A 12,831-nucleotide genomic window follows, 5' to 3' on the forward strand; every position below is an offset into this window, starting at 1 on the left:
CGCCAAGGTCTTGAAGTTGCCGGCTACCGGCTCGCCCGCCAGAGCAGGGTCCCCAGCAGCGCAAACACGGCCGTCATCGCCACCAGCGCGCCGGCTCCGTACTGCACAAATACCTGACGCAGGTTCTGGACCGGTCCCACCGCGCTTGATCTTCGCTCCTGGACGATCGCGTACCAGCCCGTTTTCCCGACCGGCGCGAACGCCGCCAGCCACGGGCCAGCATACCGTTCGTCCGTCCTCGCAATCGGATCGTCGTACCGCGAACTCGGGATCAGCTTCTCGACCGCCTCTCGCTGCTCCTGGCTCAGCACCAGCCTCTCCTTGAGCTTCTCGTCCTCGAGGTCTCGCGACTCCTGTTCGGTCATCCACGGGTGGTCGAGCAGGTAGGCAGGCGATTCGCGCATGTCGACCAGCGCCAGGAATCGGTCACGGGAGTTCGAAGCTGTCTTGGCGATGCTGCTTTCCCACTGCGTCAGCAGGTCGCTCAGAGGAATCGAGCGGGCGATCACCCCGAGCACTTCCGTCCGTTGCGTGTTCCAGATTGGCACCGCGACCGACACCTTGTACTCCTTCGACGACTGGCTTCGATAAGCCAGCGAGATGCCCGATGTCTTCCGCGGCCGCACTTCCGACGCCTGCCCGGGGGGCAACTCCCGGCCGAGCCCGTGGAAGTAATCACGGTAGGCGAAGTTCTGGCCGACCGTTTCGTCGTGCGGCGTGCGATAGACCTGCAGGCCGCTGGCATCCACGACGAAAATGCTGTCGTCTTCCGTGCGCTGCTGGCTTTTGAGACGCTCACTCACGGTGCGCGTCCAGCCGCCGAGGAAGTCCTTCAGGTCGTCGCGGAGGTGGGATTTCCCGTCGACGCTCTTGATCAGGCGGTCGGTGATGTCTTCCAGTTCCTTCTGGCGGATGTCGAATTCCTGCTGAACGCTCTTGGCGAGGATGTCCACCGTCAGCAGGTCGGTGGCCAGGGCCCGATCAAGCAGGCTCGATTCGGCCGCCTTCTCCGCTTTCGGAATCGCCCGAGCCGCGACAGCGACCAGCGTCGCCAGGAACAGCAGCGGGCCGATGATTCCCAGCGCGATCAGCGGCCGTTTCGCCAGGACATTGTCCCGCTCTTCGAGGAGGTCGAGCGCGACCTGGGCGTTCGACAGCCGCTTCAGCGGATCGCGCTGCAGGCAGGAATCGACGAGGTCCGCGAGGCGGCTGTCGACTCCCGGCCGCCGGCGATGCGCGCCCGGTTGCGGACTTTCCGAGAGGATTCGTCGATAGGTCGCCAGCCGCTCTTCGAGACTGTTCGCGGCCTGGAGGCGTTGTTCGTTCTCCGGCGTACGATACGGGGGAACGCCAGTCAGCATGTGGTACAGGAGAGCGCCGAGCGCATAGACGTCCCACCGCGCATCGGGAACGCCATCCAGCACGGCCTGCTCCGGCGCCATGTAATAGAGCGTTCCGAGGGCCGGAGTCTGTTCGGTGGAAAGTCGCGACTGGCCAAAGTCGCCCAGTCGCGTCGCCCCGCCGGAGTCGATCAGGATGTTCGCCGGCTTGAGGTCACAGTGCAGGATCCCGCTGTTATGGGCGTGCACCAGAGCGCTCAGCATGTCGCGCGCGATCCGAACGGCTTCGGCGGCTGGCAGAGCTCCAGCCGCCAGCCGCCGGGAGAGCGGCCCCTGTTCGAGGTACTCCATGACGAAGTAGGGCGGATCGCGGTCCCAGCCGACGTCCAGAAGCCCCACGATATTCCGGGACGTATACAGCACCGCCAGTTTCTCGACTTCGCGGCTCAGCAGCGACCAGTCGAGCCCGTGCTGGTGCGTATAGAACTTGATCGCGACCTGCCGTCCTGTCCGAGTCTCGGTCGCCAGCCACACCGATCCGAACGAGCCTTCTCCCAGGCACCGCACGATGTCATAGCCCGGCGCCACGCCCGGAGCAGTTCCGCTCAGCCGGCTCAGCGACTGGGAACGCTCAATTGCGGAAACATCCTGTCGGAGCGTTTCGCCGTCGGCGGTAATGGCAGCGGGGTCGTGGGCGGCGGGCATGTCGCGTTTTCATTCGGCCGGGCAGGGAAGCCTGGCCTGGAAAGCCGTCGTTCGATTCCGGGAACGTTATAGTAGGCCGACAACAACAAAGGCGATGGCGTCCGCATTTTCTCAAGGCAGGCAGCACATGATTCGGTTCGGACTTCTCGGCTGTGGACGCATCGTCGCCAGGGGACTGATTCCTGGAATCACTGGCTCCACGACGGCCGAATTGACGGCCCTCGCCAGTGAACGCCCCGGCGTGGCCGAAGAATGGGCCCGCACGCACGGCGCGAAGAAATTCTATACCTCGTACGAAGAAGTGCTCGCCGACCCCGAGATCGATGCGGTCTACGTCCCCACGACCGGCGACACCCACGCGAAATGGACGATCGCGGCCGCCGAAGCGAAGAAGCATGTCCTCTGCGAGAAACCGCTCGCTCTCGATGTGGCCCAGGCCGAGGAGATGGCCGCAGCGTGCCGCCAGCACGGCGTCATCCTTCAGGAAGCGTTCATGTGGCGGCATCACCCGCGCATCAAGCAGTCGCTGAAGATGGTGCAGGAGGGAGACATCGGACCGTTGCGTCTCATCGTCGCCAGCTTCTCCTTCGACATCGATCGCAGCGACTGGCGGCTCCGTCCCGAGCGGGGCGGGGGAGCGATGTGGGACGTCGGCTGCTACGGCGTGAACGCCGCCCGCCTGTTCGCCGGGGCCGAGCCGACCGACATCCTCGCCAACGCCCACTGGGCCGACACGGGCGTCGATATGACGATGCAGATGGCGCTGCGGTTCCCCAGCGACGTGCTGGCCAATATCGACTGCAGTTTCGAGGCCCCGTTCCGCTGCCGGCTCGAACTGGTCGGTGAGAAAGGACGCATCGTCCTTGAAGAGGCCTTTCTGCCCACAGAGAAATCGGTCATTCACGTGGAGCGCGGGACCGACACGGGTGGCCTCGCCGAACGGGGCCTGCAGGCGGTTTCCGTTCCTGCCCAGGATCAGTACGTCGCCCAGGTCGAAGATTTCTGCGCGTCGATCCGGGCCGGAAAGCTGTTGGCCCCCGGGGAAGATGGCGTTGCCAACATGCGGGTCCTGGAAGCGGCCCTCAATGACGCCAGAAGCCGCCGTTGAACGGCATCGCGCAGGCGTGATGCAGACAAGGGCGGGACGCGAGGCGGGAGAATCCGCCGGAGCGAATGCGACCGGCCTTCAGCGCCGGCACCGGGTTCCGTCCGCGCGAATCCGCCGGGACGGAACAAAAAAACGCCACGCGATCAAAGCGCGCGGCGTCATTCCAAGCGTTCATCGCGGCGACGAGGTCGCCGCGAGACTCATTACTTCGCAGCGGGAGCGGCTTCGAACTCGACGAACGGGCTCACCCGGCGGGCCTTCGCGAAGATTGTCTTCTTCTCGTTCTCGAGCTTTGCAGCGCCAAACTTCGTGCGCAGCTTCTTCAGCTTCGCCCGGCGAGTGCGCTTGCGGGCCAATTCGCGATTGCGTTCCGTACGCCCCATTGTCTTCGTCTCAAAAGTGAAATGCGGTGGAAACCGCGAAAACTACCCGGACGACCATCGCCGGTCAACAGTAACGCCGTAGGACTTCTAGCTTTAGCTTGTTCTCGTACCCGTCGAACATCGCGATGGGCTCACCGCACCGCAGCCAGGGCGGCATCCCAGACAGACTGGCCCGCCACGAACAGGCCGAGCGTCGCGACCGCACACAGCGACCCGGCCACCCAGGCGGGAAGATTCGGACGGGGCGGCAACTCGGGCCCAGTGGCCGGTTGCAGATACATCACCCCGATCAGCCGCAGGTAGTACCAGGCGGCGATCGCGGCATTGATCATCATGAAAATTGACACCCAGTACCCGGTCGTGGTCGCATTCGACCACAGGGCCAGGAACAGGTTGAATTTCCCGAGGAAGCCTGCCGTCGGCGGCAGGCCCGCAAGGCTCAGCAGGAAAAAGGCCAGCAGGAACGCAGCCATCGGGCTGGTGCTGGAAAGCCCCGCCAGTTCATCCGACGTCTTGATCGACTCGCCGCTGCGGGCGGCGGCCAGCAGGATCGCAAAGGCGCCGATCGTCATCGCGCCATAGGCGATCAGGTAGAACAGCAGGGCGGCTCCACCGGGAGTTGCCCCGGCGTCGCCCCAGCCCGCCACAAGGCCGGACATCATATAGCCGGCCTGGGCCACGCTGGAATACGCGAGGAGGCGGTGCAGGTTGGTCTGACGCAGGGCCATCAGGTTTCCGACGAACATCGTCAGCACGGCGAAGGCCGCCAGCATCATCTGCCAGAAGCTCATCCACGACCCCGGAAGCAGGGCCGCAGGGGGGAGGGCCGGAAGGAACGTCAGCCGCCACAGGGCGGTGAAGCCGACGACCTTCGGAACGAACGACAGCAGGGCCGCCATGAACGTCGGCGAACCCTGGAACACGTCCGGAGCGTAGAAATGGAACGGAACTGCGGTGATTCGGAAGCCGAGCCCCGCGATCACGAACGGCACGGCCAGCAGCAGAAACGGCGAGGAAGCGGTCGTCGCCTCGCCCAGCGCCCGCTGAACGGTCACCAGCGAAGTCGATCCGGTCGCTCCATACGCCATGGCGAAGCCGTACAGCAGCATTCCTGAAGAGAACACGCTCAGCAGGAAGTATTTGACGGTGGCTTCCTGGGCAGCTGGGCTGCGTTTCGGCAGGTACAGCAGCACATAGGTCGGAATACTGACCAGTTCCAGCCCCAGGAACAGCGAAATCAGGTCGTTTGACGCGGCGGTGATATTCACGCCTGCCAGGATCATCAGCAGGCAGGCGTGGCACTCGGCGGCGACCGAATCGTCGACCTGGTTCCACGCGATGAGGATCAGGATGGCGCCGAGCACAAGTGAGACGCCTCTCACCGTCCACGCCAGGCCGTCAATCAGGAACGGTCCGCTGGCCGCCTCGCTGATCTCGGTCCCACCCATCAGGTAGCACGCGAACGCCACCGCGAAAACCGACAGGAAGCCCCACTTGTGACGGCTTCCTTCGGCGGCTTTCCCGTTCGAGGGCGTCAGGAATGGCGCCGCAAGAAACATCACGCAGGCCGTGCCAATCAGCACGGCCTCGGGCAGGATCAGTTTGTAAGCCGCTTGAAGACTCTCGATGTCCATGACGTCCCGTCGCTGGCGCGCTTCCGCGCCTTCGCCTCAGTTCGTGCGACGGCCGCGCAAGTCCAACGGCGCGGCCTGTCCGCAAGGTCCGCGAAGGCTAATGGAGCGCTCACATCAAGGAAAGCCAACGGCACGGTTTGCGCGGATTTACGCGGCAGTCGCCATCGGAATCTCGAAGCGGTTCTTCAACTGAACTTTCAGGAACCGCTCTCCCCGGGCGTCGTAGAAGTAGACCATGTTGGGGTCGGAAGCCCACACCGCCGACAACCGGATGCTCCTGGGCCCTCGAATCGTGAACTGCAGGCCGCACGGCGCGCCGTACAGGACGAGCGGAGTTTCGCTCATCAGGAATTGCTCGCGAACAAGGCTCTCCTTGTCACACAGCGTGGTGTGAATGAAGCCTCGCAGAGCGTCGAGGGTCTCGATGGTAGAGGTCTGTTCCGTCATAATTCCCGGCACGCTGGGATCGGTTCCGTCCGACACGTCCGCTCTTATCGGACGGCCGGCGAAGAGACCTTCGTGAAGTTCCGCGGCGCTCGGACGATCGCGCGCGCCGGTGCGACGGAAACATCCCTTCCTGCCGGAACCGTCCGCACGACCCGCCGCCGGCGATTCTCCGTCCTGCCCTGCAGGCAGTTCCCGCATTCAGTCCGATCGCCGGTGTTCCGTCTGCAGAGGGTTTTCTGCTTTTCTGAGCCAATTCGGGAACCCGGGATGGCGAATCGCTTCGGATGGCCTGCACCCGTGGGAACGGTGCGTCGACGCGTCGCGGGCCTCGCCGCCTGTAGCACCGCATCGAAAACCTGATACCCTGCACGGAACGCGCCCGTGCGCGTTCACTTCGCTCCAAATCTCCGGCCGGATCGGCCGTCAGGCCTGAATTCATGGACTCCTCGGAAACTCCCGCGCGGCCGCGCATTCGCCTTCAGCGTTTTCTCGCCTCTTGCGGTTTAGGCTCAAGACGCGCCTGCGAAGAGTTCATCACGGAGGGCCGAATCACAGTCGACGGGCAGACCGTCTCCGAACTCGGGGCCACGGTCGACCCCTCCAGCCAGACGATCGCCCTCGACGGCGAACGACTGAGAATGGAGCGGAAAAAGTACTACGTCCTCCACAAGCCCCCGGGGTACCTGTGCACCAATTCCGACCCGTCCGGACGTCGCAAGGCAATTGACCTGCTTCCCGCGGAAGGCCCCCGTCTGTTCACCGTCGGGCGTCTCGACGAAAACAGCACGGGCCTCCTCGTGGTGACCAATGACGGCGATCTGGCCGAAAAGCTGGCCCATCCCCGGAACCAGATCTTCCGCACCTATCAGATTCAGGTTGCAGGACACCCGACCAGCGCCGTTTACGAGTCGCTGAAAGAGGGGCTCCGATTCGCAGAGGGCCGGTTTCGCGTCCGGGCGATCAAGTCGCTCAAGAAGGTGGGGCAGAGCACCTGGCTGGAAGTCGTTCTTTCCGAAGGACACAACCGCGAAGTCCGTCGGCTCTTCGCCCGTGTCGGCCACAAGGTGCTCAAGCTGTCCCGAGTTTCGTTCGGGCCCATTCGCCTGGGCAAGCTGAAGATGGGCGAATTCCGGGACCTCAGCGTTCAGGAAGTCGAAGCGCTGCATGGGATCCTCGCGAATGTTCGCGAACGAGGCCCCGGGCCCGACTCCGGACAGGGACGCGATCGGCGGGAAGGATCGGGGCCAAAGCCGGCGTTTGAATCGAAAGGGCCGGCCCGGAAACGCTCGGCTTTCTCGAAGGACCGCCAGCGCTCTCCGTTCCCCGGCAAGACACGAACAGAATCGGGCGAGCAGGCGCGACCCAGTTTCGGTGAACGCGGACGACCGTCCGGCGTCGGCAAGGGACGCCGGACCGCGGCCGACAAGGCGCGCCGCGAAATCAGCGATCGAGGTCGCCCGTCCAGTGAGGGCAAGGGCCGCGATGCGGCGGGCGAGAAGAAGTTCGCTCCGACTGCACGTCCCAAGTCCGGAAAGCGTCCTTCCTTCCGGCCGAAAGCGGCCGGCGGCGGCCGCCCCCGCTCGAAAAAGCCTCGCCGCTGAGTCGATCGAGCATCGTTACGGGAGGCTCCTTCCAGACGGTCCACCGTCCCTTTCTTCGCTTCCGCCGGGAACCTTCCGGCGGACACAATGCGTCTCACACGAAGTTCAGAACGGCGTTGTCTCCAGGAGGCGCATCGTGAATCTTCGAGCAGGGGCGGCCGGACTGGCCTTGGCGATCATTGCGTCGTGCGGCGCGGCGCATGCGAGAGCGGGTGAGAGTCAGTCGGACGCGGCGACCTTTGCGTCGGACATGATTTCGCTCGCCGATCTCCTCGCGAAGCACCACTACGAGCCCCCCGCCAGACAGCAGGTGGTTCTGATTGCTGCGAGGGCCTTGTACAAGGCTCGCGACCTGACGCCTCCCGCAGACCTGTCTGACAGGTGTTCGGCCGCGACATCCGAACACGAGATGCATGCCATTCTCAAAGCGGCCTGCGGGGAAAAGTTCGTGATCGATGGCGAGACGCGATCGGCGGTGGCCCAGGCTCTCGAAGCGTGTGTCCCCGGTGGTCTCCAGTTGCTCTCGAAAAAGGCCGACGTGGCTCAGCGTCAGCTGGCGGAGAACCGGTACGTTGGTGTCGGGATTGCCACGCGGTTGGACGACCAACGCGAAATGCAGGTCGCCTCGATCATGCCGAATGGGCCGATGGATCGGGCCGGCGTCCGGGAGGGAACCGTTGTTCGCACCATTGATGGATGGGCCACGAAAAGCCAGCGGATTGAGGAATGTGTCGAACGGCTCCGCGGCCCGGAGGGGACTTCGGTCGAACTGATGATTCGACGTCCCGGCTCGGATCAGGACGAACCGCTCACGCTGATTCGCGGCGTCGTGCCGCAGACGCTGCTGGAGAGCACGATCGAAGAGGAAGGCGGTCGCCGGATCGCGGTCCTGACCCTGAAACAACTCGGCGGTTCCGTTCCCCATGAACTCGGGAAGCTGGCCGAAAAAGAACGTGATCTCGATGGCATCGTCCTCGACCTGCGGGAAGTGCAGGGGCCCGCGCACTACGCGATCCTGCTCGCCGATCAGTTTCTGGACGGCGGTGAGATGGGCTGCGTCTGCAAAAGGGATCAAAAAACTCCGCTCCGCGCGGAAGCAGGAGAGCTGTTCGCAGATGTGCCGATCGCGATTGCGGCGGATCCCTCTTCGGCGGGCAGCGCAGGGTGGCTTGCCACTGTTCTGATGGAACGGAAGAGGGCTAAAGTATTCGGCCAGCATGGAGATCGGCCCAATCTCGATTTCGATTCCTTTGCGCTCCGGAGTGGAACCCAGGCCGCGGCTTTCGCGACCAGACTGCTGGAGAGTCCTGGAAGCTCCCGGACACTGGTCGTTTCCGAGACGACTCAAAAGACACCTCCGGAAACAGTGTCGGCGAAACACTTCTCGGAGAGACCGCCGATTTGGCCAACACCGCCGAAGAGTCCAACCGATGTGGCTCGGCAGGTGTTCAATGGAATGGCGCGGCAGGTGATCGCGTCACAGCCAGACCGAGGAACCTACGGCTTTGACCGTGGCCCTGTCGTGATCGCGAAGGAATACCTTCGATCGCTGCCGGCCAGAAAGAAATAGCGGACTGTGAGCTACGACAAGTCAACGTCCTCGATCCTTGCTCCACTCCTCGCGAAAGCCCGCGCCGGCGACTCTGCCGCCCGCGACGAGCTTTTCACGCGTTGCCGCAGCTACGTGAACCTCGTCGCCCGGACCCAGGTCGAAAGTTGGATGCGCCAGAAGGTGGACGCGTCGGACCTCGTGCAGCAGACGATGCTTGAGGCCTATCGCGGCTTCCCGCAGTTTGATGGCGGAACTGAAGGGGAGTGGCTCGCGTGGCTGAGGAAGATCCTGTCCCACAACACCCAGGATTTCATCCGCCGCATGCGGACCGAAAAACGCGGCGGCGCGAAAGAAGTTCCGCTTCAGGCCGGCAGCGACTCGGAGGGCTTCTTCCACGATCCTGCCAGCCCGGATGAGACGCCCAGTCAGATGCTCAGCGGCCGCGAACGCGAGATTGCGCTGGCGCAGGCGATCGAGCGGCTTCCCGAGGACTATCAGGAAGTCATCCTCCTGAGAAACCTGCAACGCCTCCCGTTTGACGATGTCGCCGAACGGATGGGCCGCACTCGCGGCGCCGTCCAGATGCTCTGGGCCCGCGCCATCCAGAAGCTCACAGACGAACTCGGCTCCGAATCGACCTGAACGGAGTGGTCGAACGCCGCCTCCGGTCGGAGCTCAGGACACGTCCTGCCCCAATCCCCACCCGCCAAAGCACTTCCGAGTACCGAGTACCGAGTACCGAGTACCGGCCCCCCTCGCGCAACCGCCCCCGTCATGATGGAGGACCTATGAACACATCCACCATCAACCTGTCGTCAAACACCCCGGCCCGGCCGGCTCCCTGTCCGCACCACCCACGCTCTGCCGAACCCTCCGCAAGACTTCAGGGGGAGGAAAGAGGGCGAGGAGTACAGTACCACCCACACAACGCGCCCTCCTCGCTCCCTCGGCGTCGAATACCTCCGCAGTTTCCCCAGTCCCCGCCCGAGCCTGCGAACTCCGCGCACGGCTGGTCGCGGTTTCAAGATGGGCCAGTTCGTCGTTGCCGCCAAATGACTTGCGGTGACGAGAGATGACCGAATTGTGAAAAAGTGACTCGCCCTGGTTCTCGACACCGACCGATTCCGGCCGTCCCGGCGGCCTGCTAACCTGCGACGCCCGAACGAGACCTGCATTGCAAGACACGCTTTCCAAAATCGTCGCTCATAAGCGCACTGAAATCGCGGCCGCAAAGGCGCGAACGCCGCTGGCGGAACTTCGCGCCCGTCTTGCGGATGCCCCCCCGGTCCGGGATTTCGTCGCGGGACTGAAGACGAAGAACTCCGTTGCCCTGATCGCTGAAGTGAAGAAGGCCTCCCCTTCGGCCGGCCTGATCCGCGCCGACTTCGACCCGGTTGCGATCGCCAGGACCTACGAACAGGGCGGGGCAAACTGTCTCAGCGTGCTGACGGACGAACACTTCTTTCAGGGCCACCTCGACTTCCTGGTGGCGATTCGCCGCGAAGTCGGAATTCCGGTCCTCCGCAAAGACTTCATCCTCGATGCCTACCAGGTCCTCGAGGCCCGGGCCTCCGGGGCCGACGCCGTTCTGCTGATTGCGGAGTGCCTTCCCGGGCAGGAGCTTGCCGACCTGCACGCGGCGATTCTTGATCACGGCATGACGCCTCTGGTCGAACTGTACGATGCCGAGAATCTCGACCGCGTGCTGGCGCTGAATCCAAAGCTCGTCGGAGTCAACAATCGCGATCTGCGAACGTTCGTGACCGATATCGCTCACGCCGTCCGGCTGCATGAGCGGGTTCCCTCGACGATTCCGTTTGTCGCCGAAAGCGGAATCAGGACAGCCGCCGATGTCGCGCGGTTGCGGGCGGCCGGCATCGACGCCATGCTCGTCGGCGAATCGCTCATGCGGCAGCCCGATCTCGCCAAGGCGGTCGGCGATCTGCTCAGCCAGTAGGAGGACAGGCTTCGGCCTGTCGAACATCATCAGGAGTCAGTTTTGAGCACAGCGCCCACCACCTCCGTGGAGCAGGTCCTCTGCGTCCCGACCTCCCTTTTCCACGATCTCGGGCAGTTCCAGGGATTCCGCGCCGAAGGTGTCGACCGTTACCTCAAGACGCTTCTTGATCCGGCCTACACCAGCTTTCGTCCGCGGGTCGAGGTGGAAGAAGATCCGAGCTTCAAGCAGCTCATCCCGTACTGCCTCCTGAAGTGCGGCGAGCAGATCTTCCACTACACACGGGGCAAGGTCGGCGGCGACGGCCGGCTGCGCAGCAAGCGTTCGCTCGGGATTGGCGGTCATCTCTCCAACGAGGACCAGGCGAAGTCCTCGGATGTCTACCGCGAAGGGATGCGTCGGGAAATCGAGGAAGAGATCTTCATCGACACCCCCTGGACCGAACGCTGTGTCGGCCTGATCAATGACGACGAGACCGAGGTCGGACGGGTCCATCTCGGGGTAGTGCACATTTTTGAGCTGGAAGCGCCGCAAGTTCGCGCCCGGGAAGAGTCGATTAGAGAGGTAGGATTTGCACATCCGTCAGAATTGGCCCGTGAGAAGGACCAGTTCGAGACCTGGTCGCAAATCTGCCTGGATTACCTGATTCACGCCGACCGCTGACCTTCGCTGCACGCCAGCGGAGCGTTCAGTGCTCGGTCTAGGGCCCCGTTGAGTTCAGCCGTCGGGCTGTTCCATGGAAGCATGGCGCAGGGACTGCGTCATCGGGCCGCTGGCAGACAAAGGAGTGTCCGATGCAACTCTCTCGACGTGGACTTCTGACGGGCGCCGCTGGCGGAGTTCTTCTCAGCGGGGCCGTTGCTCGCGGGGCCGAACCAGCGCCCGGAGCGCTGACGGAGAAGTCGCTCGGCGAACTGCTCGAATCGCTCACGCTCAAGCCGGACAAGCAGCAGCAGCGCTACGATTTCGCGTTCCTCGCTCCGTTCGACGACCAGAAATGGGAACTCTCGATGTCGGCCGTCCTCAGCCAGGATGGGACGTCGATCTGGATCATGGCCTGGCTCGACGAATGCCCGAAATCGGCAAGCGAAGTGCCGCGGACCGCTCTTCTGCGTCTGCTCGCCGAGAATGACAAACTGGGCGGCGGCAAGTTCTTCGCCTACATCCCGTCGAATCGCCGCTTCGTCCTGCAGCAGGTCATTCCCAACGACAACATGACCTCCGCCCGGTTCAAGGTGATCCTGCAGGACCTCGGAACCACGGTGGTCGAAACGCATTCGACGTGGAGCGTGGCCGGCTGGAACCAGGCCGCGCCGACCGGGCCCGGCGGAACCGAAGTGCAGACTGCTGGCCGGGTGAGCCCCGGAGCAGCCACGACGACGGCCACGAACGAGTCGAAGTTCGCCAGCCCCGTCGTGAAGTAAGTTTTTCAAAAGCAGGCAGGAACAGGTGCAGTAACCCGCAAGGGAATTCCGGGGGCGATTGCTGCACCTCGATCGCCGCGACATCCAATGGAGAAGCTCTCCAGGCGTTCAGCGCCCGTCGAGAGCCCCTTGGATCTCGCGGCGATTTCAGTTTTTCTGACGCTCAGGCCGACGCGCTGCCGCGGGCCGTGAACGGGGCGAACAACTTCACGTAGGCGACGGCCGCCAGCCCGACGCCGATCAGGTTGCAGACGGCGTCGAACACGTCGACTCCCCGCGTCGGAACCCAGGTCTGCGCCGCTTCCGCAGCGACCGCCGTGATCGCCGCCGCCGCGATGATCGCCACGCGTCGTCGCCGCGTCACCGCCTCGAGGCACACGAGCGCGAACTGCGTGCCAATAAAGAAAACGGCCGTGTGGGCCGTGTATTCCACCGTCCGGGCCAGCAGCCTGTTGGGCCGCACCAGGAACGATCGAACTGTCTCGGGCACCGCAGGATGCAACAACAGGGTGGTGAATACACCTGAAGTGGCAATCCATACAACCGTCAGAACCGGTTTTGTCCAGCGGCGCTGCATACTCGTCGGAGTGGTCATGAGTCGCCTGATCGATCCTTCGTGATGCGGGCGTCGTATCGTACAGACAGGATCGGCAGAAGCTGCCGGAAACAATTGTTGAAAA

General features: G+C 63.8%; 12 protein-coding genes. 7 read left to right on the forward strand and 5 right to left on the reverse strand.

Annotated elements, in window-relative coordinates; translation table 11 throughout:
• Window positions 1-23: 23 nt before the first annotated feature.
• A complete protein-coding gene (locus tag Pan44_RS14900; RefSeq protein WP_145030813.1) occupies window positions 24-2,045 on the reverse strand; it encodes a serine/threonine protein kinase in 2,022 nt (673 codons plus the stop codon).
• 127 nt (window positions 2,046-2,172) lie between these two features.
• Between Pan44_RS14900 and Pan44_RS14905 the strand changes: the two genes are divergently transcribed.
• Complete coding sequence (locus Pan44_RS14905; RefSeq protein ID WP_145030814.1) at window positions 2,173-3,153, forward strand: Gfo/Idh/MocA family protein; 981 nt, start codon at window positions 2,173-2,175, stop codon at window positions 3,151-3,153.
• 203 nt (window positions 3,154-3,356) lie between these two features.
• Here the strand turns inward: Pan44_RS14905 and Pan44_RS14910 are convergent, their stop codons facing one another.
• The 3 genes from Pan44_RS14910 to Pan44_RS14920 form a co-directional block, all read right to left on the reverse strand.
• Complete coding sequence (locus Pan44_RS14910) at window positions 3,357-3,536, reverse strand: DUF6800 family protein (protein ID WP_145030815.1); 180 nt, start codon at window positions 3,534-3,536, stop codon at window positions 3,357-3,359.
• Window positions 3,537-3,667: 131 nt separating this feature from the next.
• Window positions 3,668-5,170 carry an NADH-quinone oxidoreductase subunit N gene (locus tag Pan44_RS14915; protein ID WP_145030816.1) on the reverse strand — a complete coding sequence of 501 codons (1,503 nt, stop codon included), beginning with the start codon at window positions 5,168-5,170 and terminating at the stop codon, window positions 3,668-3,670.
• Between the two features lie 147 nt (window positions 5,171-5,317).
• On the reverse strand, window positions 5,318-5,653 hold the full coding sequence (locus tag Pan44_RS14920) for a hypothetical protein (RefSeq protein ID WP_231754058.1): 336 nt from the start codon (window positions 5,651-5,653) through the stop codon (window positions 5,318-5,320).
• A gap of 401 nt (window positions 5,654-6,054) precedes the next feature.
• On the opposite strand from Pan44_RS14920, the gene Pan44_RS14925 reads away from it, so the two are divergent.
• The 6 genes from Pan44_RS14925 to Pan44_RS14950 all read left to right on the forward strand — a co-directional run bounded on the left by Pan44_RS14925 (window position 6,055) and on the right by Pan44_RS14950 (window position 12,151).
• Window positions 6,055-7,218, forward strand: a complete 1,164-nt coding sequence (locus Pan44_RS14925; protein ID WP_145030817.1) for a pseudouridine synthase — start codon at window positions 6,055-6,057, stop codon at window positions 7,216-7,218.
• A gap of 136 nt (window positions 7,219-7,354) precedes the next feature.
• Window positions 7,355-8,788 (forward strand): S41 family peptidase, encoded by a 1,434-nt coding sequence (locus Pan44_RS14930; RefSeq protein WP_197453339.1) that lies wholly within the window; start codon window positions 7,355-7,357, stop codon window positions 8,786-8,788.
• Between the two features lie 6 nt (window positions 8,789-8,794).
• Window positions 8,795-9,412: a sigma-70 family RNA polymerase sigma factor gene (locus Pan44_RS14935; protein WP_145030819.1), complete on the forward strand. Its 618-nt coding sequence runs from the start codon at window positions 8,795-8,797 to the stop codon at window positions 9,410-9,412.
• Between the two features lie 532 nt (window positions 9,413-9,944).
• On the forward strand, window positions 9,945-10,727 hold the full coding sequence (gene trpC, locus Pan44_RS14940; protein ID WP_145030820.1) for an indole-3-glycerol phosphate synthase TrpC: 783 nt from the start codon (window positions 9,945-9,947) through the stop codon (window positions 10,725-10,727).
• A gap of 42 nt (window positions 10,728-10,769) precedes the next feature.
• Window positions 10,770-11,390, forward strand: coding sequence for a phosphoesterase (locus Pan44_RS14945; RefSeq protein ID WP_197453340.1), 621 nt, complete (start codon window positions 10,770-10,772; stop codon window positions 11,388-11,390).
• A gap of 131 nt (window positions 11,391-11,521) precedes the next feature.
• Window positions 11,522-12,151 (forward strand): type III secretion system chaperone, encoded by a 630-nt coding sequence (locus tag Pan44_RS14950; RefSeq protein WP_145030821.1) that lies wholly within the window; start codon window positions 11,522-11,524, stop codon window positions 12,149-12,151.
• A gap of 163 nt (window positions 12,152-12,314) precedes the next feature.
• On the opposite strand, the gene Pan44_RS14955 is transcribed toward Pan44_RS14950, so the two are convergent.
• Window positions 12,315-12,641, reverse strand: a complete 327-nt coding sequence (locus tag Pan44_RS14955; RefSeq protein ID WP_197453341.1) for a VanZ family protein — start codon at window positions 12,639-12,641, stop codon at window positions 12,315-12,317.
• Window positions 12,642-12,831: the final 190 nt, after the last annotated feature.

Origin of the sequence: Caulifigura coniformis, assembly GCF_007745175.1 — a bacterium.
GTDB lineage: Bacteria > Planctomycetota > Planctomycetia > Planctomycetales > Planctomycetaceae > Caulifigura > Caulifigura coniformis.